Origin of the sequence: Streptomyces sp. NBC_00988 (genome assembly GCF_045162645.1) — a bacterium.
GTDB lineage: Bacteria > Actinomycetota > Actinomycetes > Streptomycetales > Streptomycetaceae > Streptomyces.
The window spans coordinates 4,771,859-4,796,603 of record NZ_CP108730.1; the positions used below are offsets into that span (position 1 = coordinate 4,771,859).

At 69.9% G+C, this 24,745-nt stretch carries 21 protein-coding genes; 14 read left to right on the plus strand and 7 right to left on the minus strand.

Annotated elements, in window-relative coordinates:
- Positions 1-22 precede the first annotated feature (22 nt).
- Entirely contained in the window at positions 23-838 is an 816-nt protein-coding gene (locus OG496_RS21710) for an Fpg/Nei family DNA glycosylase (protein WP_405972057.1), read from the minus strand.
- A gap of 89 nt (positions 839-927) precedes the next feature.
- Positions 928-1,413 (minus strand): ribose-5-phosphate isomerase, encoded by a 486-nt coding sequence (locus OG496_RS21715; protein ID WP_366490826.1) that lies wholly within the window; start codon positions 1,411-1,413, stop codon positions 928-930.
- Positions 1,414-1,628: 215 nt separating this feature from the next.
- Here OG496_RS21715 and OG496_RS21720 point away from each other — a divergent pair, with 215 nt between their 5' ends.
- Positions 1,629-3,059 carry an amino acid permease gene (locus OG496_RS21720; RefSeq protein WP_405972058.1) on the plus strand — a complete coding sequence of 477 codons (1,431 nt, stop codon included), beginning with the start codon at positions 1,629-1,631 and terminating at the stop codon, positions 3,057-3,059.
- On the opposite strand, the gene OG496_RS21725 is transcribed toward OG496_RS21720, so the two are convergent.
- A complete protein-coding gene (locus OG496_RS21725) occupies positions 3,056-4,987 on the minus strand; it encodes a serine/threonine-protein kinase (RefSeq protein WP_405976672.1) in 1,932 nt (643 codons plus the stop codon). The two genes, OG496_RS21720 and OG496_RS21725, sit on opposite strands and share 4 nt — an antisense overlap.
- Before the next feature lie 239 nt (positions 4,988-5,226).
- Here OG496_RS21725 and OG496_RS21730 point away from each other — a divergent pair, with 239 nt between their 5' ends.
- Positions 5,227-5,979 (plus strand): LPXTG cell wall anchor domain-containing protein, encoded by a 753-nt coding sequence (locus tag OG496_RS21730; RefSeq protein ID WP_405972059.1) that lies wholly within the window; start codon positions 5,227-5,229, stop codon positions 5,977-5,979.
- A 147-nt stretch (positions 5,980-6,126) separates the two neighbouring features.
- A complete protein-coding gene (locus tag OG496_RS21735; protein WP_405972060.1) occupies positions 6,127-7,452 on the plus strand; it encodes an FAD-binding oxidoreductase in 1,326 nt (441 codons plus the stop codon).
- Here OG496_RS21735 and OG496_RS21740 read toward each other — a convergent pair.
- Positions 7,436-8,017 carry a biotin transporter BioY gene (locus tag OG496_RS21740; protein WP_366490822.1) on the minus strand — a complete coding sequence of 194 codons (582 nt, stop codon included), beginning with the start codon at positions 8,015-8,017 and terminating at the stop codon, positions 7,436-7,438. The two genes, OG496_RS21735 and OG496_RS21740, sit on opposite strands and share 17 nt — an antisense overlap.
- A 441-nt stretch (positions 8,018-8,458) precedes the next feature.
- Here OG496_RS21740 and OG496_RS21745 point away from each other — a divergent pair, with 441 nt between their 5' ends.
- From OG496_RS21745 to OG496_RS21775, 7 genes are all read left to right on the plus strand, one after another.
- Positions 8,459-9,658: an ROK family protein gene (locus tag OG496_RS21745; protein WP_405972061.1), complete on the plus strand. Its 1,200-nt coding sequence runs from the start codon at positions 8,459-8,461 to the stop codon at positions 9,656-9,658.
- Between the two features lie 251 nt (positions 9,659-9,909).
- A complete protein-coding gene (locus tag OG496_RS21750; protein ID WP_405972062.1) occupies positions 9,910-10,980 on the plus strand; it encodes an ABC transporter substrate-binding protein in 1,071 nt (356 codons plus the stop codon).
- Positions 10,977-11,858, plus strand: coding sequence for an ABC transporter permease (locus tag OG496_RS21755; protein ID WP_405972063.1), 882 nt, complete (start codon positions 10,977-10,979; stop codon positions 11,856-11,858). The genes OG496_RS21750 and OG496_RS21755 overlap by 4 nt, the downstream gene beginning before the upstream one ends.
- Positions 11,834-12,574: an ABC transporter ATP-binding protein gene (locus tag OG496_RS21760; RefSeq protein ID WP_366490819.1), complete on the plus strand. Its 741-nt coding sequence runs from the start codon at positions 11,834-11,836 to the stop codon at positions 12,572-12,574. Before OG496_RS21755 ends, OG496_RS21760 begins: the two co-directional genes overlap by 25 nt.
- 204 nt (positions 12,575-12,778) lie before the next feature.
- Entirely contained in the window at positions 12,779-14,122 is a 1,344-nt protein-coding gene (locus OG496_RS21765) for an LLM class flavin-dependent oxidoreductase (protein ID WP_405972064.1), read from the plus strand.
- Positions 14,123-14,134: 12 nt separating this feature from the next.
- Entirely contained in the window at positions 14,135-15,025 is an 891-nt protein-coding gene (locus OG496_RS21770; RefSeq protein ID WP_366490817.1) for a TauD/TfdA family dioxygenase, read from the plus strand.
- Between the two features lie 76 nt (positions 15,026-15,101).
- Positions 15,102-15,737, plus strand: a complete 636-nt coding sequence (locus tag OG496_RS21775; RefSeq protein ID WP_405972065.1) for a superoxide dismutase — start codon at positions 15,102-15,104, stop codon at positions 15,735-15,737.
- 169 nt (positions 15,738-15,906) lie between these two features.
- Here the strand turns inward: OG496_RS21775 and OG496_RS21780 are convergent, their stop codons facing one another.
- Positions 15,907-16,515: a histidine phosphatase family protein gene (locus OG496_RS21780; RefSeq protein WP_405972066.1), complete on the minus strand. Its 609-nt coding sequence runs from the start codon at positions 16,513-16,515 to the stop codon at positions 15,907-15,909.
- Entirely contained in the window at positions 16,512-18,035 is a 1,524-nt protein-coding gene (locus OG496_RS21785; RefSeq protein ID WP_405972067.1) for an FGGY-family carbohydrate kinase, read from the minus strand. The genes OG496_RS21780 and OG496_RS21785 overlap by 4 nt, the downstream gene beginning before the upstream one ends.
- A gap of 71 nt (positions 18,036-18,106) precedes the next feature.
- Between OG496_RS21785 and OG496_RS21790 the strand changes: the two genes are divergently transcribed.
- The 3 genes from OG496_RS21790 to OG496_RS21800 all read left to right on the plus strand — a co-directional run bounded on the left by OG496_RS21790 (position 18,107) and on the right by OG496_RS21800 (position 21,141).
- Positions 18,107-19,150 (plus strand): 2-hydroxyacid dehydrogenase, encoded by a 1,044-nt coding sequence (locus OG496_RS21790; protein ID WP_405972068.1) that lies wholly within the window; start codon positions 18,107-18,109, stop codon positions 19,148-19,150.
- A gap of 266 nt (positions 19,151-19,416) precedes the next feature.
- Complete coding sequence (locus tag OG496_RS21795) at positions 19,417-20,838, plus strand: FGGY family carbohydrate kinase (protein ID WP_405972069.1); 1,422 nt, start codon at positions 19,417-19,419, stop codon at positions 20,836-20,838.
- A gap of 108 nt (positions 20,839-20,946) precedes the next feature.
- Entirely contained in the window at positions 20,947-21,141 is a 195-nt protein-coding gene (locus OG496_RS21800) for a hypothetical protein (protein ID WP_405972070.1), read from the plus strand.
- A gap of 12 nt (positions 21,142-21,153) precedes the next feature.
- On the opposite strand, the gene OG496_RS21805 is transcribed toward OG496_RS21800, so the two are convergent.
- Entirely contained in the window at positions 21,154-21,819 is a 666-nt protein-coding gene (locus OG496_RS21805; RefSeq protein ID WP_366490810.1) for a disulfide bond formation protein DsbA, read from the minus strand.
- A gap of 145 nt (positions 21,820-21,964) precedes the next feature.
- On the opposite strand from OG496_RS21805, the gene pepN reads away from it, so the two are divergent.
- Positions 21,965-24,562 carry an aminopeptidase N gene (gene pepN, locus OG496_RS21810; RefSeq protein WP_366490809.1) on the plus strand — a complete coding sequence of 866 codons (2,598 nt, stop codon included), beginning with the start codon at positions 21,965-21,967 and terminating at the stop codon, positions 24,560-24,562.
- Positions 24,563-24,745 lie beyond the last annotated feature (183 nt).

Below are 24,745 nucleotides of genomic sequence, written 5' to 3' on the forward strand. Positions count from 1 at the left end.
CCGGAGAACATCCGTAACAGCCCTACCGCTGCTGGCAGTCGGGGCACCAGAACAAGTTGCGGGCGGCGAGATCGGCGGTGCGGATCTCGCCGCCACAGATGTGGCAGGGGCGGTTCGCCCTGCGGTAGACGTAGACCTCGCCGCCGTGGTCGTCGACGCGCGGCGGGCGGCCCATCGCCTCGGGGGTGTGTTCGGGGCGGACGGTGTCGATGCGGTTGTTGCGGACGCCCTCGCGCATCAGCTCGACGAGGTCGGCCCAGATCGCGTCCCACTCGGCCGGCGTGAGGTCCTTGCCCGCGCGGTACGGGTCGATGCCGTGCCGGAACAGGACCTCGGCGCGGTAGACGTTGCCGACGCCCGCGATGACCTTCTGGTCCATCAGCAGGGCGGCGATCGTCGTACGGCTGCGGGAGATGCGCCGGTACGCCGCGTTCGGGTCGGTGTCCTCGGGCGGGCGCAGGGGGTCGGGGCCGAGGCGGTCGTGTATCGCCTGCTTCTCGGTGTCCGTGATCAGGGCGCACGTGGTGGGGCCGCGGAGATCGACGTACGACGTGTCGTTCGCGAGGCGCAGGCGGACGGTGTCCGTGGGCGGGGGTGCGGGGGCTCCGCCGAAGTTGACCTTGCCGAACAGGCCGAGGTGGATGTGGATCCACTCCTCGTCCCGGCAACCGAGGAACAGGTGCTTGCCGTGGGCTTCCGTGCGGGTGAGTTCCGTACCGGTCAATAGTGCTGCGGCGTCGCTGAACTTGCCCTGGGGACTGGTGACTTGTACGGCTCGGCCCTTGAAGCGAGCGCCGTAGTCCAGTGCGAGTCGGTGGATCGTGTGCCCCTCTGGCACCTGACGAACTTCCTTTCCCACCCGCCCACCTGTCTCGGTCAGTTGACAGGTGGGCGCTCGAAAGACCTCTCCCAAGAGGCTGGTTCTGCTTACTGCTTCGGGTGGTGCGCCGGAATCTCCGGCAGCTCCCCCGTCGCCTCGTACTTCGTCAGCATGTCGATGCGACGAATGTGCCGCGGGTCCTCGGAGAACGGCGTACCGACGAAGGTCTCGACGAACTTCGTCGCCTCCTCCTCCGTGTGCATCCGCGCGCCGACGGCCACGACGTTCGCGTTGTTGTGCTGGCGGCCGAGCGACGCGGTCTCCTCGCTGTAGGCGAGGGCCGCACGCACGCCCTTGACCTTGTTCGCCGCGATCTGCTCGCCGTTGCCGGAGCCGCCGATGACGATGCCGAGGGCCTCGGGGTCGGCGGCGGTGCGCTCTGCGGCGCGGAGGCAGAAGGGCGGGTAGTCGTCCTGGGCGTCGAAGATGTGCGGCCCGCAGTCGACGGGCTCATGGCCCGCCTCCTTCAGCCACTCGACGAGGTGGTTCTTGAGTTCGAAGCCCGCATGGTCGGAGCCGAGATACACGCGCATGCGTCGAGTGTGACACGGCTGTTTCCGGGAAGCAGCTCCGGGGCCCGACCTCGTTAAATACAGGCAACACCTCGCAACCTCAAGGAAACCTCAAGTAACGATCTGGATTCAAAGGTTCAGGAATTCCTTTACCTCCGATTCACTGGACCGACTCGTACGCCGCTCGTACGAGCGCCCCCCACCGGCATCCCAACCGGCGTAAAGGAATTCCCCCCATGACTTCTGGTTCCGGCCTTCAGGCAGGACTCAAGAACCGACATCTCTCGATGATCGCGATCGGCGGTGTCATCGGCGCCGGCCTGTTCGTCGGCTCCAGCTCGGGCATCGCGACCGCGGGCCCCGGCATCCTGCTCTCCTACGCGCTCGTCGGCACGCTCGTGGTGCTGGTGATGCGCATGCTCGGCGAGATGTCGGCCGCGAACCCCACCTCCGGCTCCTTCTCGGCGCACGCCGACCGCGCGCTCGGCCGCTGGGCCGGTTTCTCGATCGGCTGGCTGTACTGGTTCTTCTGGGTCGTCGTGCTCGCCGTCGAGGCGACCGCCGGCGCCAAGATCCTCGAAGGGTGGATACCGGCCGTACCGCAGTGGGGCTGGGCGCTCATCGTGATGGTGGTCCTGACCGCCACGAACCTCGTATCGGTCGGTTCCTACGGCGAGTTCGAGTTCTGGTTCGCCGGGATCAAGGTCGTGGCGATCGGCGCGTTCATCGTCGTCGGCGCGCTGGCGATCTTCGGCGTGCTGCCCGGCGCCCACACCGACAAGGCGGGCCTCGGCAATCTCACCGACCACGGCGGCTTCCTGCCGAACGGACCCGGCGCGATCCTGACCGGTGTCCTGCTGGTCGTCTTCTCCTTCATGGGCAGCGAGATCGCCACGCTGGCCGCCGGTGAGTCCGAGGACCCGCAGCGCGCGGTCACCAAGTCGACCAACAGCATCATCTGGCGCATCGGCGTCTTCTACCTCGGCTCGATCTTCATCGTCGTCTGCCTGCTCCCGTGGAACGACCCGTCGATCAAGGCGCAGGGCTCCTACGTCGCCGCCCTCGACTCCCTCGGTATCGCGCACGCCGGCCAGATCATGAACTTCATCGTGCTGACCTCGGTGCTGTCCTGCCTCAACTCCGGCCTCTACACGGCCTCCCGCATGGCCTTCTCGCTCGGCGGCCGCGGTGACGCGCCGAAGGCGTTCGCCCGGACCACGTCCCGCGGTGTGCCGATGGCGGCGATCATCGCCTCCGTCGTCTTCGGGTTCGTCGCCGTGTTCTTCAACTACGCCTTCCCCGACACCGTGTTCCTCTTCCTCGTCAACTCCTCTGGCGCGGTAGCCCTGTTCGTGTGGCTGGTCATCTGCGCGTCCCAGCTGCGCCTGCGCCGGATCATCGAGCGCGAGTCGCCCGAGAAGCTCGTCGTGCGGATGTGGCTGTACCCGTATCTGACCTGGGCGACGATCGCCCTGATCGTCTTCGTCCTCGGCTACATGCTCACCGACACCGAGGGCGAGAGCAGCGGCCGTACGACCGTTCTGCTGTCCCTGCTGGTCGCGTTGGCGGTCGTGGCGGTCTCGGTGATCAAGGAGCGGGTGCGGGGCGGACAGGCGGTCACGACCGCGGTCTCCGACACGGACACCGACAAGGTGTCCGTGAGTTAAAGCACGACGAAGCTGTTCTTGACCCTGTCGTAGGTCTTCAGGGCCTGGGTCTCCACGCCCGGCTGGTACCAGGTGTTGATCTGGTACGACTTCCCGTCCTCGTCGAAACCGAGCAGCCGGGCGTGCCACGGGACGCCCTTGAGCGTGAACGTGTACTCCCAACTCACCGCCGGATAACCGCGGAACGTCGTCCTGTCGAGCCGGATCTTCCGGTAGCTGTCCCCCTGGTGGGCGTTCCGTTCCGAGGCCTCCCAGGTCTCCATCAGGTCACCGCGCGCGAGGGACGACTTCCCCACCAGCTCCTGACTCCCGTCCGGGGACGTGTAGTGCACCTCGGCCCCCGTCTTCAGATCCCGCCGCCACCCGACGGGCGTCGCCCACGCGAACCCGCCCGCCTCCCGGTGCGTGCCCGGGGGCAGGGTCGGAGGGCGGGAGGTGCCCTCGACCGTGGGGGACGGGGAGGCGGACGGCGAGGCAGACGTGGCCGTGGGGGACGGGGAGTTGGACGGTCCCGCCGAAGTCGATGAAGTACCGGATGATCCGCCGGAGTTGGCGAGGATCGTTCCGACGACGGCCCCTGCGACCACCACCGCCGCGGCGGCGATCAGTCCGCTACGGCGGCGAGCGCGACGGGTCCCTTCGGGGGTGAACGGCTGGGCGGGTCCCGGGAGTTCACCGCCGGGCGGCAGAGCGGCGGGGCGAGGCACGCGGGCCGGGTGCGGGCCGAGAGCGACGCGTGGTGGTGCCGGGCGGGGAGCGGGCGGCCGGGACGGTTTGGGTCCGGGCTTTCGCTGGGTCGACGCTTCAGCGCGTACGAGGGAGACGCCGGCCTTGCCCGGGGCAGTTCGCCGGTTGTTGGACGAGGCCTCGGAGCTCAACTCGGAGGCGGCCTCGGCTGCGGAGGCCGGTTCTTCGGCGGCGGAAGCCGGTACTTCTACGGCGGGACGCTGCGTCGGTATCGCGTCCTCGACGGGGTGCGGGTCGCGGTCGGGGTTGGGTTCGTAGACCCGGGGATCGCGTGCCGCGCGGACGAGCGCCGGCGCCAGGAAGGCCGGGGTCGGTGACTCCCTATAGGCCTCGGGCGTCGGCTCCTCCAACTCCGCTTCCGCCGCCGCCAGTTCCTCACTCCCCTGCCCCGCATCCCCCTCGGACCCCTCAGACCCCTCAGCCCGCTCCGGCGGAGACGCCACCGGCACCAGCGCCCGCTCCAGCTCGTCCAGCCCCGGCCGGGCCTCAGGCTGCTTCCGCAGCAGCGCGGCGAGGATGTCGCGCAACGGGCCTGCGGCGGACGGGAGTTCGGGCTCCTCGTACAGAACCGCGTGCAAAGTAGCGAGTGTTGTGTCCCGGGAGAACGGTGACCGGCCGCCGAGTGCGGCGCAGAGCGTCGCGCCGAGGGACCAGATGTCCGAGGGTGGTCCCTGTGGATGGCCGGAGATCCGCTCGGGTGCCATGTAGTCGGGCGAGCCGACGAGCATGCCGACCACGGTCAGCGCCGTGGCGTCCTGGATCGCGGCGATGCCGAAGTCGGTGAGCACGACCCGGTGACCCTGGCTCTCGACGAGCACGTTGGCGGGTTTGATGTCGCGGTGCAGGACGCCTCCCGCGTGCACCTGGCGCAGGGCGGCCACGAGGCCGAGTCCGATGCGGGCCACCTCGCTCGGGCCGAGCGCGCCGTCGTCCGCCAGCATGCGTTCCAGGGAGCGGCCGGCGACCAACTCCATGACGATCCACAGGCGTTCGCCCTCGTCGACGACGTCGTAGACGCGCACGACGTTGGGGTGGTCGATGCGGGCCGTCGCCCTGGCCTCGCGCAGGGTGCGCTCGCGGCGGGTGCGGGTGTCCTCCGGGTCGAGGCCGTCGATGCGCATTTCCTTGACCGCGACCTGCCGGTCGAGCATTTCGTCGGCGGCTCGCCACACCCGCCCCATTCCCCCCTGGCCGATACTCTCGACCAGCCGATAGCGTCCGGTCACCCATAGCCCCGGAGTGCCACCGCTCCTCATGTTCCCCGAATTCCCCATATCCCCCGGCAATCTGCCGCACCCCCACAATGGTCACACTTCATGCCGTACCAGCATAGTGCGGAGAAATCTTGTGGTACCTCTTCAAGTACTGCGAATTCAGGCACAGTCGCAGGGGGATACAGGGGAACACAAGGGGGACGAACATGAGTTCTCGTCGTGCTACGACCATGACCACGGCCGTGGCCAAGACCATCGCGGGATCGCTGCTCACGGCATCTTTCTCGGCGGTGATGGTCCTTTCCTTCACCGCCTCGGCGGATGACCAGGGGCCGGGGAGCAGTAAAGGCGGAAAGGCGATGGAAGCGGCTCCGGCGGGAGTGAAACTGACCACGCTCCTGCCGGAGAAGATCTCGGTCGACAACGGTTCGAAAAAGACGGCGATCACCGCAACGGTGAAGAATGAGGGGACCAAGGAGAGCGGCGATCTCAATCTCCTGGTCGTCGGTTTCGACGGCCTCAAGGTCAATGGCGTGCAGGGTTGTTCGGCGATCGCCGAAAAAGATCTGCCGCCCGGCTCGAACAGCGGATTCAAGTGCTCCGTCGGCGCTCTCGCCGCGGGCAAGTCGAAGTCGTACGCCGTCGACGCGACGTACGACCTGAGCAAGGCCGGGAAGATCTGCCTGCCGGTGATGTCCGCCGACGGCAAGAAGACCTTCTGGCAGCAGGGCCCGGTCCCGTTCGGTACGACGAACCCGTCGCCGAACGCCCCGGCCACCCCGTTGCTGCTCGGCACGGACAACAAGCCGGTGGCACCGGGCGGCGACACCCTGCCCAAGACGGGGGTCGGCGATGACGTCCTGCCCCTGGGCGCGGCGGGCGCGGCGCTGATCGCGGTGGGTGCGGCGGGCCTGTACTGGTCCCAACGCCCGCCGAGGCGGCGCCCGTTGGAGAGCTAGGGCAAGGGGGAGGGCCGGGTAGCGGGAGCACCCGGCCCTCCCCCGCTCGCTCTTGTTCTTGCTCTCTCGCTCTCTCGCTCTCTCGCTCTCTCGCTCTCACCGGAAAGCCTGACGGCACGTGTCAGGTTATGCGGCCAGCATGACCCCATGAACCACACACAGCCGCTCACCTTCCGCCTCACCGACCCCGGCTACGAGGACGAACTCGCCGGTTTCCAGACCGGGTTCACCCAACGCCCCGCCGTGATCTACGGCGCGCGCTCGGCCGACGACGTGATCGCCGCCGTACGGTACGCGGCCACCGAGGATCTGCCGGTCGGCGTCCAGGCCACCGGGCACGGGCTGCCGGGTGGCTCCGAGGGCGGGGTGCTGATCACGACGAGGCGGATGGACGGGGTGAGTGTCGACCCCGAGGCGCGCACCGTCCACGTCCAGGCGGGCGTGCGCTGGGGACAGGTCGTCGCGGCGGCGGAGCCGTACGGGCTGGCGCCCCTCAACGGATCCGCGCCGAGCGTGGGTGCCGTGTCGTACACGCTGAGCGGTGGACTGGGCATCCTGGCAAGGGAGTTCGGGTACGCGGCCGACCACGTCCGCTCGCTCGACGTCGTCACCGCCGATGGCCGACTCCGCCGGGTGACAAGGAAGTCGGAGCCCGACCTGTACTGGGCGCTGCTCGGCGCCGGTCACGCCTTCGGAGTCGTCACGGAGTTGGAGATCGGCCTCGTCCCCGTGCGGACGCTCTACGGCGGTTCGCTCGCCTTCGACGGACGGGAGGTCGATCCCACGGCCCTACTGCGGGCGTACGAGGAGTGGACGCGGACCGTACCGGACGAGCTGACCTCGTCCTTCGCCGCCGTACCGTACCCGGACATCCCGGCGCTGCCGCCGCATCTGCGCGGACGCTACGTGCTCTCCGTGCGCGTCGCCTACACGGGCACCGGTGACGACGGGGACCAACTCGTCGCGCCGCTACGGGAGTTCGGGCCGGTGCTCGCGGACTCGTTGCGGGAGATGCCGTACTCCGAGAGTCACACGATCCACAGTGACCCGCCCGCACCGCACGCGTACTACGGGGACAGCGCGGTGGTGAGCGAGCTGGATGTGGCGCGGGTGGGCGAGGTGCTGTCACTCGCCGGGCCGGACGCGGCCGGCATGTGTGTCGTACAGGTCAATCATCTCGGCGGGGCGCTGGCGAGGCGCGCGCCGAACTCGGTGGCGTATCGCGAAGGGCGGTTCCTGGTACGGGTGTTGGCGGTCGGGGAGCGGGAGGCCGCCCGTGCGCGACTGGACCCGGCCCTCGCGCTGCTCTCGCCCGTGACGCTCGGGCGGGCGGTCAACTTCGCGTTCGGGGCCGGTGATCGGAGCGAGGGGCTGTACGACGCGGAGACTCGGAAGAGGCTCGCCGAGCTGAAGTCGAAGTACGACCCGGCGAACCTCTTCCACGGGAACTGGCTTGTCAGCTCTGCTTGTTGACGAACTTCCAGGCGGTCGGCGTCGCGCCCATCGCCAGGGCCGCCTTCAGGGCGTCGCCGATGAGGAACGGGGTGAGGCCGGCGGCGAGCGCGGCGCTCGTCGAGAGGTCGAGGCTCAGCGCCAGGTACGGGACGCCGATCGCGTAGATGATCGCCTCGCCGAGCAGCATCGTGCCGGCCATGCGGAGGACCGAGCGGTCGGTGCCGCGGCGGGCCAGGGCGCCGACGGCGGCGGACGCGAGCAGCATGCCGACGATGTAGCCGAAGGAGGCACCGCCGCCGGAGGTGCCCTCGGCGAACCACGGCACGCCGGCGAGGCCGAGCAGCGCGTACAGGGCGAGCGAGAGGAAGCCGCGCCGGGCGCCGAGGGACGTACCGACGAGCAGCGCGGCGAAGGTCTGGCCGGTGACCGGGACCGAGGAGCCGGGCACAGGCACGGCGAGCTGGGCGGCGAGGCCGGTGAGCGCGGCGCCGCCGAGCACGAGGGCGATGTCCCGGACGCGGGAGGCGGGCAGCAGGTCGGCGAGGACCTGGCCCGGGCGGGCGGTGGCGACGGCGGTACTCAAGGGGGACTCCGCAGGTTGACGGGGGTACAGGGGAACCTTGTGACGCTATCCCGGGGCCCTCGGTCCGATCACCGTCAGCGTCCGACAAAGGGTTCGACGGGGACTTGGTGGGCTCCGGACAAAGGATGCCCGTTACACACGCCTGGGCGTGATGCCGGTCACGCGGACTCGGTGCCGTCTCGCACACGGACAGCCGTGCCATCTCGCCCACCGGCACCCGTGTCGTCTCGCACACCGGTCACCGTCTGGGCAGCCGTGGGCCGTTTTGCTAGCTTCGACCGCATGGTTGCCCAAGCCCGGAACTTCGCGTCGCGTCGCTATGTCGACCTGCGACGCCAGGCCGCGGCGACCTGTTACCGCCCCTGAGGCGGGCGGAGCGGATCCGGTACGCCTCCCATCCGAGACGGCGCACTGTCGGACCCGTTCCCGAGGAAGATCCCCATGCCCCGTACCGCGGCACCCCTTCTCGCCTCCCACTCCCCCAACTCCCCCATCCCGCGCGCCGCCGACAGCGACCGGCGGCGCACCAACGCGAGCGTCATCCTGCGCTCGGTGCTGGAGCACGGCCCGGTGGCCCGCTCCACCATCTCGCGGCTGACCGGGCTGTCCCCGGCGTCGGTCACCGACTACTGCGCCCGTTTCACCGAACTCGGGCTCATACGGGAGTCCGCCACACCCCAACGCTCGAAGGGTGTGGGCCGACCCCATGTGCCCGTCGACCTGGACGCGTCACGGTTCGTTGTGGGCGGAGTCCATGTGGCGGTGCCCTATACGACGGTCGCGCTGCTCGATCTGCGCGGGCGGGTGGTGGTCGAGCGGCGCATCGGCCACGACGGCACCAGCCCATCTCTGGTGCTGGCGCGGGCCGCCGAGGGACTGGACACGTTGCTCGCGGAGGCGCCAGGGACCACCCCACTGGGTGTCGGGGTCGCCGCCGGCGGCTGGGTCGACCGGGACTCCGGGACCATCGTCGACCATCCGCTCCTGGGCTGGCGGGACGTGCCGCTGCGCGAACTGCTCGGCGCCCGCACCGGGCTGCCGGTCCATGTGGACGGCCACGCAAGGGCGTTGGTCAACGGCGAGCGCCTCTTCGGGCGGGCGCGCGGCAGCCGTAGCGTGCTGCATCTCTTCGTCGGCAATGTGGTCGACGCGGCCTTCGCCACCAACGACGAGGTGCACTACGGCCCCCGTTCGCAGGCGGGCGCGATCGCCCATCTGCCGTTGCGTGGCGGCACGGAGCCGTGCGACTGCGGGCGCGTCGGCTGCCTCCAAGTCGAGCTGAGCGAACGGACGTTGTGCCGGCGGGCCCGGGAGGCGGGGATCGTCGACGGGGTGAACCCGACCCACGTCGTGACGGCGGCCGAACGCGGAAACCCCGTCGCCGTACGGCTGTTGACGCAGCGGGCGCGGATGGTGGGGCGGGCGGTCGGACTGCTGCTCGACATCCTCAACCCCGAGACGGTGGTCGTCACCGAGCTGGGGGTCATACGGCGGGAGGACTGCCTGCGCGCGCTGCGCGAGGAGGTCGGTGACGCACGGGCGTCGGCGGTCGTGCCGACGAGTTTCCCGGATTCCGTGCTGGCGGTGGCGGGCGGTTCGGTGATGCTGGATGTGCTGTACCGGGATCCATTGAGCGTGTGACCGAGCGTTTCACCGGGGCGTATTTAATTCAGAAACTCGGAATGTTGACAGGGGGCGCTCATGACCGGGAACATCCTGGTCATGAGCCTGCAGATGAGTTGTCGCACTTCTTGTTGCTGACCCGTTGACGCGCCCCGGGCGCCGGTCTCATCCTGCCTGAATTTCTTTCTCCGGACTGGTCCATCTTTCCCCGTCCGTGAATTCCGCGCGCATTCCCGCGTCCTCGCGACTTTTGATCAGGGAGTCCTCCCATGCCCCATTCCCGTGCGCCCGGCGTCGACCGGCGGCTCTTCCTCACCTCCGTACTCGGCGCCGCCGCAGGCATCGCCGGTCTCAGTGGCTGTGCCACGAGCAGTGCCGCGGCCGCCAAGTCGGGGGCCGGTCTGTCCGCCCCGCTCGCCGAGAAGGTCCCGTCCGGCACGAGCCTGAAGATCTCCTCGTACCTGAACACCCAGCAACTCCAGTTCAAGCTGGCGAAGCTGCCCAAGTTGCCGTTCACCGTGTCGAGTTGGGTGAACATCGGCGCCGGTCCCGATGTCATCAACGCCTTCCGCGCCAAGTCCCTCGACCTCGCCAACAACGCGGGCATCCCGCCGATCCAGGCGCACTACCAGGGCTACGACGCGAAGATCGTCGCGATCGACGTCACCCGCAAGCCCAACTACCTCTTCGCGACCAAGCCCGGCAGCGACATCCGCACGGTCGCCGACTTCAAGGGCAAGAAGCTGGCGTTCTCGCAGGGCCAGGCCCAAGGCGTCGTACTGCTGCGGGCGTTGAAGGAGGCCGGGCTGAAGTACGACGAGGTGAAGCTGGTCCCGCTGACCAGCAACCAGTTCTTCACGGCCCTGCAGTCGGGCCAGGTCGACATCGCCCCGCTCGCCAACAGCCAGGCACCGGCGTACCTCAAGCAGTACGAGGGGAAGGGCGCCCACGCGATCACGACCGATGTCGTAGACCTGCTCAATCTGTTGTGGGCGCCGTCCACCGTGCTGGCCGACCCGGCGAAGGCGGCCGCGATCGCCGCGTACATCCCGCAGTGGGCGCAGGGTCAGGTCTGGCAGTACGAGCACCCGGACGCCTGGAACGAGGAGTTCTACGTCAAGACGCAGAACCTGACCCTCGCGCAGGCCGAGTCGGTCACCGCGCTCGCCAACAAGCCGTTGTTCCCGCCGAGTTGGGACGAGGCCGTGAAGTGGGAGCAGGAGACCGCCGATCTGCTCGCGGAGGGTGGCTTCGTGAAGGAGTTCAAGGTGGACTCGCTCTTCGACCGGCGCTTCGAGGGGATCGCGGCGAAGGCCGTGGCGGCGGAGTACCGGAGGTGACCGCCGTGACGACCTCCACGTCTCGGACGACCGGGGCCACCACTGCAACCTCCGTGCCGGTGACCGCCGTTGAGACCGCGCCCCGCGTGCGGCGTCGGCGGCGGCGCGGGCTCGCCCCCGGCAAACGGCTGCCCGCCTCCCGGATCATCGGCCCCGCGCTCTTCCTCGCCCTCTGGGCCGTCGCCTCCGCCGCCGGGCAGTTGGACCCGGCCGCGATCCCGGCGCCCTGGACGGTGCTGCGGACCGCCGGCCGGCTGTGGACGTCCGGCACGCTGCCCACGGACATGCTGACCTCGCTGGAACGCGCCGCGTACGGCTTCGCGCTCGGCCTCACCGCCGGTGTCGTCCTCGCCCTGGCCGCCGGGCTGAGCCGGGTCGGCGAGGCGCTGATCGACGGGACCGTGCAGCTGAACCGGGCGATCCCGACCCTCGGTCTGATCCCGCTGTTCATCCTCTGGCTGGGCATCGGCGAGACCTTCAAGATCGCCATCATCGCGATCGTCGTCTACATCCCGATCTACCTCAACCTGCACGCCGCACTGTCCGGCATCGACCACCGGTACGTCGAACTCGCCGAAGTTCAGGGCCTGTCGAGGCTCCAGTTCGTCCGCCAGATCGTCATCCCCGGCGCCCTGCCCGGCTTCTTCGTGGGCCTGCGCCTCGGGGTGACCGGCTCCTGGCTGAGCCTCGTGGTCCTGGAGCAGATCAACGCCACCAGCGGCCTCGGTTACATGATGTTCCAGGCCCAGAACTACGGCCAGTCGGACGTCATCCTCGTCGGCCTGCTGATCTACGGCGTGTTCGGTCTGGTCTCCGACAGCGCGGTCCGTCTGATCGAACGGAGGGTGCTGTCATGGCGCCGCACACTCAGCAGCTGACCACCGCGACCGCCACCGCCGCCGCCACCGTCCCTGCGGTCCAACTCCGGGGGCTTACGCGGTCGTTCGACGGGCGTACGGTTCTCGACCACATCGATCTGGATCTGCCCGCCGGACAGTTCACCGCGCTTCTCGGGCACAGCGGTTCCGGCAAGAGCACGTTGCTGCGGGCCATCGCTGGACTCGACCACGAGGTCGTCGGGAGTGGTCAACTCACCGCCCCTGAGCGGGTGTCGGTGGTCTTTCAGGACTCCCGGTTGCTGCCCTGGCGGCGGGTTCTCGACAACGTGCTGCTGGGGACGGAGGGCAAGGAAGCCGCCGCGAAGGGGCGCGAGGCCCTTGCCGAAGTGGGGCTCGCCGGGCGTGAGCGGGCCTGGCCGAACGAGTTGTCCGGGGGTGAGGCGCAGCGGGCGGCGTTGGCTCGGTCGCTCGTCCGTGAGCCTGAACTCCTGTTGGCGGATGAGCCGTTCGGGGCGCTGGATGCGCTGACCCGGATCCGGATGCATGTGTTGCTCCGCGAGTTGTGGGAGCGGCATCGGCCCTCGGTGTTGCTGGTCACCCATGACGTGGATGAGGCGATCGTGCTTGCGGATCGGGTGCTTGTGCTGGAAGAGGGGCGGATCGGGCTGGACCTGGTCATCGACCCTGAGGTGCCGCGTGCGGAGTACCGGGAGCGGTTGCTGGCGGCGCTTGGTGTGACGTCGGACATTCGGTGAGCGTCGGCTGCGTGGTGAGCGTCCGCTACTTGGTGAACGTCGGCTGCTCGTGCCGTCTGCTGGGGGCTGCGCCCCCAGACCCCCATCGGCCCTGAAGGGGCCTCGTCCTCAAACGCCGGACGGGCTGAAAAATGCCGGCCTGCGTTGAAAGGTCTCCCGACGAGCTGATTCACGCACCCGGAACTCCCACCCAAAGGACCTGGCATGCCCCGCCAACTCCACCTCAACGCCTTCCTCATGAACACCGGTCACCACGAGGCCTCTTGGCGCCTCCCGGAGAGCAACCCGTACGCCCACGTCGAGCTGGACCACTACACACACCTCGCCCGGATCGCGGAGCGCGGCACCTTCGACTCGCTCTTCCTGGCCGACGGACCGCAGTTGTGGAGCAACCTCGCCCAACGCCCGGCCGGAGCCCTGGAGCCACTCACTCTCCTCACCGCGCTGGCGACGGCCACCGAGCACATCGGCCTGATCGCCACGGCGTCCACGTCCTACAACTCCCCCTACAACCTGGCCCGTAAGTTCGCGTCGCTCGACATCATCAGCGGGGGCAGGGCGGGTTGGAACATCGTCACGACCGCCGGTGCCGAGGCGGCCCGTAACTTCGGGCTGGAGCACGAGCCCGCGCACGCCGAACGGTACGCGCGGGCCTCCGAGTTCCTCGATGTGGCGCTGAAGCTCTGGGACAGCTGGGAGGACGACGCGATCGTCGCCGACAAGGCGGCCGGCGTGTGGGGCGACGACACGAAGATCCACCCGCCCCACCACCAGGGGACGTACTTCAGCGTCGCGGGCGCCCTCAACGTCCCCCGCTCACCGCAGGGTTACCCCCTGCTCGTGCAGGCGGGTTCGAGCGAGGACGGCAAGACGTTCGCGGCACGGTACGCGGAGGCGGTGTTCACCGCGCAGCAGACCCTCGCGGACGCGCAGGCCTTCTACAAGGACCTCAAGTCCCGTACGGCGGCGGCCGGTCGGGACCCCGGGCACATCAAGGTGCTGCCCGGCATCGTCCCGGTACTCGGCTCGACGGAGGCCGAGGCACGCGCGAACGAGCGGCTGCTGGAGGACCACATCGTGTACACGCACGGCGTGGACCGCCTCGAACGGCTCCTCCAACTACCCTCCAACACACTGGAGTTGGACGCCCCGCTCCCCGCCGACCTCCCGCCCGAAGACGCCATAGAGGGCGCGAAGAGCCGCTACACACTCGTCGTCGAACTGGCCCGCCGCGACCGACTGACCGTACGGCAACTCATCGGCCGGCTCGGCGGTGGACGCGGGCATCTGACCTTCGCCGGTACGCCGGAGCAGGTCGCCGACGCGATCGAGTCGTGGTTCACGCAGGGCGCGGCCGACGGCTTCAACATCATGCCCGCGGTCCTGCCGTCCGGCCTCGACGCGTTCGTCGACCACGTCGTCCCGCTCCTCCGCACCCGCGGCCTGCTCCGCACGGAGTACGGCCCGCGCACGACCCTCCGGGAGCGCTACGGCCTCCCCCGCCCGGCCAACCAGTACACCCGACCCACCCAACCCGCCCTCGTCTGAAAGGACTTCACCATGTCCATCGAGATCCAGAAGGTCACCGCGAACATCGGCGCCCGAGTGTCGGGCGTGGACATCGGCAAGCCGCTGGACGCCGAGCAGGTGACGGCGATCCGCGAGGCCCTCAACGTCCACAAGGCCCTGGTCTTCGACGACGTCCACCTCGACGACGAGGGCCAGGCGGCCTTCGCCCGCCACTTCGGCGACCTCACCACCGCGCACCCCACCGTGCCCGCCGTCGACGGCGCCCCGAACGTCCTGCCCGTCGACAGCGAGCGCGGCCGCGCCAACCACTGGCACACGGACGTGACCTTCGTCCTCAACCCGCCCCAGGCCAGCACCCTGCGCAGCATCACGGTCCCGCCGTACGGCGGCGAGACCCTGATCGCCAGTTCGGCGGCGGCCTACCGCGACCTGCCGGAACCGCTGCGCGTCCTGGCGGACACCCTCTGGGCGGAGCACACCAACGACTACGACTACGCCGTACCGGAAGAGGAGATCGACGACGAAAAGGCGGCCCAGCGCGCCCAGTTCACGTCGATCAAGTTCCGTACGGTCCACCCGGTCGTCCGCGTCCACCCGCTGACCGGCGAACGCGGCCTGTTCATCGGCGGGTTCGCGCAGCGGATAGCCGGCCTCTCGACGGCCGAGTCCCGCAAGATCCTGGACCTCCTCCAGTCCTACGTCACCCGCCCGGAGAACATCCTGCGCTGGCGCTGGTCCCCCAACCAGCTCGTCCTGTTCGACAACCGCATCACCCAGCACTACGCCATCGACAACTACGACAACCAGCCCCGCCGCCTCAACCGCGTCACCGTCGCCGGCGACATCCCGACCGGCATCGAGGGCAAGGAGAGCTACTCGATCGAGGGGGACGCGTCGCACTACACGTCGGTGGCGGAGTAACCACACAGCGTCTTTTCGCTGCTAGGTTGTAGTTGCAAGTTATGCGCAATAAGAAGTCCGGAGGGATCGATCCGCCATGCCCGTCTACACGCTGCCCGAGCTGCCCTACGACTACTCCGCGCTCGCCCCCGTGATCAGCCCCGAGATCATCGAGCTGCACCACGACAAGCACCACGCGGCCTACGTCAAGGGAGCCAACGACTCGCTGGAGCAGTTGGCGGAGGCGCGCGACAAGGAACAGTGGGGGTCGGTCAACGGGCTGGAGAAGAACCTGGCGTTCCACCTCTCCGGCCACATCCTGCACAGCATCTACTGGCACAACATGACGGGCGACGGCGGCGGCGAGCCCCTCGCGGCCGATGGCGTCGGCGGCCTCGCCGACGCCATCACCGACTCCTTCGGCTCCTTCGCCGGCTTCAAGGCCCAGCTCACCAAGGCCGCCGCGACGACGCAGGGTTCGGGCTGGGGCGTCCTCGCCCACGAACCGTTGAGCGGCCACCTGATCGTCGAGCAGATCTACGACCACCAGGGCAACGTCGGCCAGGGCTCGACCCCTCTCCTCGTCTTCGACGCCTGGGAGCACGCCTTCTACCTCCAGTACCGGAACCAGAAGGTCGACTTCATCGACGCGATGTGGGCGGTCGTCAACTGGCAGGACGTGGCGCGGCGTTACGAGGCGGCTAAGTCCCGCCAGACGATCATCCCTGCATAGGAAGCGTCCTGCCTCGTGATCGTCTTCTCACCTTTCACGCGGGCGGGCGGATGAGGAGGAAGGCCCCCGCGAGGACGTGACTCGCGGGGGCCTTCCGCACCTCACTTCACCTCGAAGACGTGCCGTCGGCTTCTCCTGCCCCGTCATCCCCACCCATTTCGGCTGTCGACTACACAGGCACGTTGAGCGAGAGGAACGCGGTCGCACCCGGCGCCATCCGGATCTCGGACACCGCCGCGTTGCGCAACTGCGGAAACACCCGACGGTATTCGCCGAGCGGAATCCCCAGCAGCCGGCACAGCACCAGTCGGAGGAGGGTGTTGTGGGCCACGACCAGGACCCGTTCACCGGAGTGTGCGGCCGCGATGCGGTGTAGCGCGGCGGTGCCTCGTTCGGCGGCGGTCAGGGGGTCCTCGGACTCCGGGAACGCGTGCGCCACCGGGTCGGACCGGAATGCCTCCGCCGCCCCGGGGTTCTCCGTCTCGAACTCCGCGAGCGTACGGCCCTCCACCACCCCGAAGTCGCATTCGCGCAGGGCAGGTTCGGTGTGGGGGGTGAGGTTCAGTGCGCGGGCGGCGGGGGCTGCCGTGAGGATCGCCCGGGACAGCGGGGACGTCCAGATCGCGTCGACCGGGTGGGCTGCGGCCCAGCGGCCCAGGGCTTCCGCCTGCGCGACCCCCGTGTCCGTCAGCGCGACGTCGCTGATGCCGGCGTAGCGGTTCTCGGCGTGCCAGGTGGTCTGGCCGTGGCGGGCGAGGAGGAGGGTGGTGGTGCTCATGAGTCGATCGTGTCCTGGTTCAGGCGGGTGCGGGTGTGGGTCGCGAGCGGGGTCGGCAGCCAGCCTCGGGTCTCCAGTTCGTCCACCAGGCGAGCGTACGGTTCGGTGAAGCGGGCCGTGCGGGACGCGCGGGGTTCGAGGAGTGTGCGGATGCGGACCATGCGCTCGGCAACCTCCGCCAACGTCAGCCCCGTCCCCAACCCCGTCCCTGTCCCCAGCCCCGTCACCGTCTCCATCACCGTCTTTGCCCCCGTCTCCGCCCCCGCTCCGTACGCCGCCAACACCGCCATCCCCAGCGCCGGTTCGATCTGTTCCGGTACTCGGGCCGGGCGGCCGAGGATGTCGGCGCGGAGCTGGTTCCAGTACGCGCTGCGGGCCGCGCCGCCCGTGAAGGTGAGGGGGCCGTCTATCGGGGCGCCGAGGTAGTGCAGGTAGTCCAGGCACAGGCGCTCCGTGAACGCCACGCCCTGCAGTACCGCCGCCCAGCCGTCCGCCTCGGATGCCGGGGTGCCGAGTGTGAAGGCGGTGGCTTCCGGGGCCAGGAAGGGGAAGCGTTCGCCGGGTGAGGCCAGGGGGTATGTCAGGGCGCTCGACGGTTCGTACTCGGCCGCCCGGATATCCATCTCCGACGGGTCCGGCCCCACCGGCAGTGCGCCCGCGCCCACACTCGACGCCCCGCCCGGCAGCCAACTGCCGTCCGGTGCACGGTGGTTGTAGACCACCCCGGCGTCGTCCCGGACGGGGCTCGCGGATGCTCCCTTGAGGACCAGGGTGGTGCCGAGTACCGAGTTCCACGCGCCCGAGCGCAACGCCCCCGACGCGATCTGGGCCGCGCAGCCGTCCGTCATGCCCGCGACGACCGGGGTGCCCGCGGGGATGCCGGTCGCCTCGGCGGCGGCTCGGCAGACCTCGCCCAGCCGGGTGCCGGGGCGGACGACCTCCGGCAACACCTCGCCCAAGTAGCCCAGTTGGGGCGGCCAGGCCTCGCGCTCCGCGTCGTAGCCCGTCTTGAGGGCGTGGCTGGAGTCGGTCGGGACCACCCCGCCCGTCAACTGCGCGGTGATCACGTCGGGTTGGTGCGCCACCCGGGCCGCCTGTCCCCTCCCCTCCTTCCACCCGTACGCGTCCAGCAGCCACAGCGCCTTCGGCAGCGCCCAACTCGTCTGCATGCCGACCCGCGCCGCCTCCTCCACCGCGCGCCCGTCGTCGTACATCAACCCCCTTGTGAGCGGGTGGCCTTGGGCGTCTGCCAGGAGGACCGTCCCGGAGGTGCCGCACACCGCGAGGCCGCCGATCGCCCCTCGTCCCCTCAGCGAGGACATCGCGGCTCGGGACGCCGTACACACCGCCTCCCACCACTCGCCCGGGTCCTGTTCGTGCCGTACGCCGTCCCGGTGGTTGGTCAGCGGGGCGGTGCCCGCGCCGAGGACCGTGCCGTCGGCCGTGACCAGCAGTGCGCGGACGCTCTGCGTGCCCAGGTCGATCCCCAGCCACGCTTCCGCTTCGCACTCGAACATCATCCGGACCTCCCTCAGGGGTTACGCATTCGGCGTTCCCCGTTCATCGTGGCGGAGAGGGAGGGAGCCCCACGATGACCGAGACCCTGCGTGTCGTCGCCGCCGGTGACCATTTCGTACTGCCTTCGCTGATCACGGCCGCCATCGCCGAGGAACTGCGCGAACACCCCTTCGGCGTAAGAGAGTTGACGCTCGGCTGGCCCTTGGAACCCTTCGGACCCGTCGCCGAGGTGGAGGAGGCGAGCGATGCCGAGGACGAGCTGATCGACGCCCTGCGGAGCGACGGGGGCGCCCAGGTACTGGTCACCCAGATGGGGCCCGTCACCGAGCGCGTACTGGAGGCCTGCCCGGATCTGCGGCTGGTCGTCGTGTGCCGGGGCGGTCCCGTCAACGTCAACCTGGACGCGGCGAAGACCCACGACGTACGGGTGTGCTTCGCGCCCGGGCGCAACGCCGCCGCGACCGCCGAGTTCACCGTCGGGATGATGCTGGCCGCGCTCCGCCGCATCCCGCAGGCTCATGAACTCCTTGCGGGGCAGGGGAGTTGGGAGGCAGGCGCCGCCTACTACACCTACGAGCACAGCGGGTTGGAGCTGGAGGATCTACCGGTCGGGCTCGTCGGCTACGGGGCCGTCGGCAGCCGGGTCGCGCGGGTGCTCTGCGCCTTCGGGGCGCGGGTGATGGTGTACGACCCGTATGTGCACGGCGAGATCCACGGGCTGCGGGTCGCGGGGCTGGACGAACTCCTCCGGCGTTCCCAAGTCATCACGCTGCACGCCCGGTTGACCCCCGAGACACGTGGTCTGATCGGCGCCCGCGAGCTGGCGCTGCTGCGGCCCGGTGCGGTGGTGGTGAACGTGGCGCGGGGGCCGTTGCTGGACGAGGAGGCGTTGTGCGACGCGTTGGAGAGCGGGCAGGTGTCGGCGGCGGCCCTGGACACCTACGCGCGTGAGCCGTTGCCCGCCGGGGCACGGCTGTTCGGCTTCGCCGACCGGGTCACCCTCACCCCCCATCTCGGGGGTGCTTCCCGGGCCGTCGCCGAGAAGGCGGCGCGGATCGCGGCGGCGGAGGTGGGACGGTGGGCGCGAGGTGAGCGCTTGTCACACCAACTCGGGTGAGGGCCCACCAAGTTCCACTGTCCCCACGTGGACGGCCGAGAGGGAGCCGTAGGGGCGCGCCGGTGTCGAGAGCCCCAGCGCGCGGAGGCCCGAAGGGTCGAGCACGGTGGGGCTCTCGACACCGGCTCCCAGCGCCCCGAAGGCGACCGAACCAAGAGAGGTGCGCGCGTGGGTGCGTTGACAACACAGGCCCACCTACGCGACACCACCCAACACCGACCCACCTCCACCCCACACCACATCACCCACCCCCAGGAGGCCCCCACATGTACGTCGGAATCGATGTCGGCACGTCCACGGTGAAGGCCGCCGCCTTCGACGGCTCCGGGCGTGAACTCGCCGTAGCCGCAAGGCCGGTGGGGCTGTCGATGCGCGGCGGGTTCGTCGAGCAGGACATGGACGAGGTCTACGGCGCGGTCGTCGCCGTGCTCGACGAACTCACGGCGGGGGTGGACGGGCCGTTCGAGCTCGCCGGGCTCACGGGGCAGGGCGACGGGGTGTGGCTGGTGGACGGGGACGGGCGGCCGGTGCGGGCGGCGGCGTCCTGGATGGACGGGCGGGCGCATGAACTGCTCGATCAGTGGCTGGCGGACGGAACCTTCGAGACGGTGTTCCGGCGGACCGGGAGCGCGATGTTCCCCGGGTGTCCGGGGCCGCTGCTGGCGTGGCTCGCGGCACACGAGCCCGCTTCGCTGGACGCTGCCGCCTCCGCCCTGTACTGCAAGGACATGGTGTTCCAGCGGCTGACGGGGGCGCGGGCGACCACCGATGTCTCGGACGCGTCGATGCCGTTCCTCGACCCCCGGACGCGGTCGTACGACAACGGTGTCGTCGAGCTTCTCGGGCTGACCCGGAGGCGGGGGCTGCTGGCGCCGGTCGCCGACCCGGTCGCCACGGCCGAGACGCGTGGGGAGGGGCTGCCGGCGGGGACCCGGATCGCGAACGGGCCGTACGACCTGCCCGCGTGTGCGCTCGGCGCGGGGGTGACGGAACCGGGCGACGGGCTGCTCATCGTCGGGACGTGTCTCGCCAGTCTGGTCGCGACCACCGAGCTGGACCTGAGCGGTGAACCTGCCGGGCTGTACATCTCCCTCGACCGGCCGGGGCACTGGCTGCGGGCCATGCCGGCGATGGTCGGTACGGCGGCCCTGGACTGGGTGCTGTCGACGACGGGCGTCCGGCACGAGGAGGTCGACGGGCTCCTCGCGGCGACCCCGCCGGGCGCGAACGGCGTGCGGGTGCTGCCGTACTTCGCGCCGTCGGGTGAACGCGCGCCCTTCGTCGAGCCCCGGCTCCGCGCCGAACTCACCGGTGTCTCCCTGGAGTCGACGCCCGCCGACCTGATCCGCGCGACCTGCGAGGGCATCGGTTACGCGGCCCGGCACTGTCTGGAGGCGGCGGGACTGACCGGTTCGCTGGCCGTGTGTGGCGGGGGTACGCGCAGTCCCGCCTGGATGCGGCTGCTCGCGGATGTGCTGGGGCGGCCGTTGCGGGTCGTCGAGGGGGAGGTGGGGGCGCGGGGTGCGGTGCTCGCGGCGGCCGAGCGGTACGGGGTTCCGCTGGACGCGGGGGTGTGGACCCGGCCGACGGAGATCGTGGAGCCGGACGCGGGGCGGGCCGCGTTCTACGCCAAGGGGTTCGAGGACCATCTGGCGCGGCTGACGGCCGCGCGCCACCGGAGCCGGTGATTTCGGGGGCGGGCGCCCGCGATTCGCGGTGTACTACCGGCCTGGCCCGTGCGTGGCGAGGAGGAGTTCATGGTGGTACGTCGAAAATGGTGCCCGAACTGTCGTGGGATGCAGGACTTCCGGAAGATGGTCGCCGCCGAGAAGGCCGCCGTCCGTGAGGAGAAGGGGCCCCGGCACTTCGTGCACGATCTATGGCGCTGCGACGTCAAGGGCTGTGTGTGGTACCAGCCGTGGTTCAGCACGCGGGGCGGCGGCGATCTCCCCGAGAAGTTCCGTGAGGAGAAGGCCGCCGCCCCGGAGTGAGCGCCGCCGTGCCTACACCAGGTTGCTGAAGTCCGGGCCCTTCGTGCGGGTGCGCTTCAGCTCGTAGAAACCGGGGACCGAGGCGACCGCGACGGTGCCGTCCCAGAGGCGGGCCGCCTCCTCGCCCTTGGGGGCGGGGGTGACGACCGGGCCGAAGAAGGCGATCTGCTCGCCGTCGGGGCCGGGGACGGCGATGACGGGGGTGCCGACGTCCTGGCCGACCTTGTCGATGCCCTCCTTGTGGGAGGCGCGCAGCTCGGCGTCGAACTCGAAGTCCTCCTGGTCCGCGTAGTCGATCAGGTCGGCGGGCAGGCCGACGTCCGCGAGCGCGCCGGCGATCGCCTCGACGGTCGGACCCTCACCGTTGTTGTGGATGCGGGTGCCGAGCGCGGTGTAGAACGGGCCGAGGGCGTCCGAGCCGTGCTTCTGCCAGACGGCGGTGACCACGCGGATCGGCTTCCACGCCTTGGTCGCGAGCAGCTCGCGGTACTCCTCGGGCAGCTCGTCGATCTTGGGCTCGTTGAGGACGGCCAGGCTCATGATGTGCCAGTGGACCTCGATGTCGCGGACCTTCTCCACTTCCAGCACCCACCGGGAGGTCATCCAGGCCCAGGGGCACAGCGGGTCGAACCAGAAGTCCACGGGCGTCTTTGCGGGCGTGGTCGCGGTCTCGGACATGACTCTCCTCGGAATACGGCCGTTTCCCCTCGCAACACCGTCCCTCGCCACCTCATTCCCGGGTACCTGCGGTCAGGGGCGCATGGCAGGATCGGCCCTGACCGCATATCGAACACCAGCCGACATCATCCGAGGGAGCTGCTCCGTGCCCGGTGAGAATCTGACCCGCGACGAGGCCCGTGAGCGGGCCGCCCTGCTGTCCGTCGACGGGTACGACGTGTCCCTCGACCTGCGCTCGGCGGTGGGCGACGACGCCGGCGAGGGGCCGCGGACCTTCCGGTCGGTGACCACGATCCGGTTCCGCTGCGCCGAGCCGGGCGCGGCGAGCTTCGCGGACCTGATCGCGCCGGCCGTGACCGCCCTGTCGCTCAACGGCAAGGACCTCGACCCGGGCGCGGTCTTCGACGGCACGCGCATCCAGCTGGAGGACCTGGCCGCCGAGAACGAGCTGATCGTCGACGCGCGGTGCGCGTACTCCCGTACCGGCGAGGGCATGCACCGCTTCGTCGACCCCGAGGACGGCGAGGTCTACCTCTACACGCAGTACGAGCCGGCCGACTCGCGCCGGGTCTTCGCCAACTTCGAGCAGCCGGACCTCAAGGCGCCGTTCCGCGCCGAGGTGCGGGCCCCCGAGGGCTGGACGGTGTGGAGCAACGGCGTCGGCGAACTGGCCGACGGCGTATGGAAGTTCGCGGAGACGAAGCCGATCTCGACGTACATCACGGCGTTCGCGGCGGGCCCGTACCACTACGTGACGGACTCGTACTCGCGCACCTTCGACGACGGTACGACGCTGGAGATCCCGCTCGGCGCGATGTGCCGCAAGGGTCTGGCGCCGTACTTCGACGCCGACGACGTCTTCCTGATCACCAAGCAGGGCCTCGACTTCTTCCACGAGCACTTCGACTACCCGTACCCGTTCGGGAAGTACGACCAGGCGTTCGTGCCCGAGTACAACCTCGGCGCGATGGAGAACCCGGGGCTCGTCACCTTCCGCGAGGAGTACATCTTCCGGGGGAAGGTCACGCAGGCCTCGTACTCGGGGCGGGCGAACACGATCCTGCACGAGATGGCGCACATGTGGTTCGGCGACCTCGTCACCATGGAGTGGTGGGACGACCTGTGGCTGAAGGAGTCCTTCGCCGACTTCATGGGCGTGTTCGCGAACGTCGGCGCGACCCGCTTCACCGACGCCTGGATCAGCTTCGCCAACCGCCGCAAGGCGTGGGCGTACCGCGCGGACCAGCTCCCCTCCACGCACCCGATCACCGCCGACATCCGCGACCTCCAGGACGCGAAGCTCAACTTCGACGGCATCACGTACGCCAAGGGGGCTTCCGTACTGAAGCAGTTGGTGGCGTACGCCGGCCAGGACGCGTTCCTCGAAGGCGCGCGCCGCTACTTCAAGCGGAATGCCTACGGCAACACGCGCCTCGGTGACCTGCTGTCGGTGCTGGAGGAGACGAGCGGGCGGGACATGGCGTCCTGGGCGCGGTCGTGGCTGCAGACGGCCGGGGTCAACTCCCTCACCCCGCAAGTGGTGTTGGACGTGGAGGGCGGCCGCATCGCCGAGCTGACGGTGATTCAGGAGGCTGCCGACTCGCATCCTGAGCTGCGCCCGCACCGGGTCGTGGTGGGCCTCTACCGGATGGAGGACAACCGGCTCGTGCGGTACGAGCGGGCCGAGGTGGACGTCGACGGCGCGCGGACGGTCGTAGTGGAGCTGGCCGGTGCGGACGCGCCGGAACTGGTGCTCGTCAACGACGAGGACCTCACCTACGCCAAGACCCGCTTCGACGCGACCTCGCTCGCCACCCTGCGCGAGCAACTCGGCGCGCTCACCGACCCGATGGCGCGGGCGCTGTGCTGGTCGGCGCTGTGGAACATGACGCGGGACGCGTTGCTGCTCGCGCCCGACTTCATCGATCTGGTGACGCGGTTCGGGCGCCGGGAGACCGACATCGGTGTCCTGCAGATGCTGCACGCCTGGGCGAACTCGGCGCTGGTCAACTACTCGCCGCCGTGGTGGCGCGAGACCGGCGCGAGGATCCTGGCGCACATCGCGCTGCGGGATCTGCGGGACGCCGAGCCGGGCAGCGAGCAGCAGCTGGCGTGGGCGCGTTTCTACGCGTCGGTGGCCTCGGCGCCGGAGGAACTCGCCCTGCTGCACGCCCTGTTGGACGGTACGGAGAAGATCGATGGCCTTGCTGTCGACCAGGAGCTGCGCTGGGCGTTCCTGGAGCCGCTGACCGCGCACGGCGCCGCCGACGAGACCGTCGTGGCCGCCGAACTGGCCCGGGACGACACCGCGTCCGGCAAGCGCCACCAGGTCCGCTGTCTCGCCGCCCGCCCCTCGGCGGCCGTCAAGGCGCAGGCGTGGGCGCAGGTCGTGGAGTCGGACGCGCTGTCCAACGCGCTCGTCGAGGCGACGATCGCGGGGTTCGCGCAGCCCTCGCAGCGGGAGTTGCTCGCGCCGTACACGGAGAAGTACTTCGCGGCGATCGAGCGGGTGTGGTCGGAGCGGTCGATCCAGATCGGCGTGGACGTGGTGCGGGGGCTGTTCCCGGCGTACCCGGCCGCCGAGGACGCGCAGGCGACGCTGGACGCGACGGACGCGTGGCTGACGTCCCACGAGGGGGCGGCGCCAGCGCTGCGGCGGCTGGTCCTGGAGTCGCGGGACGACCTGGCGCGGGCGCTGCGGGCACAGGCGGCGGACAACGAGGGGCGGGGCGCTGAAGGCTGAGGGGCCGAGGAGTTGAGGGCCGAGGGGCCGAGGGGCTGATCGTTGGCCTGTGATTGGCCTCTCCGTCACCGTTACTGAATACAGGTAATCCACCCCGTAACCCCTGGTCCACCCCATCCGGACCAGGGGTTTTCGGCGCCTACTCGGCATCCGAACGCCTGTCCTTTAGTGCCGTGTTGTCCG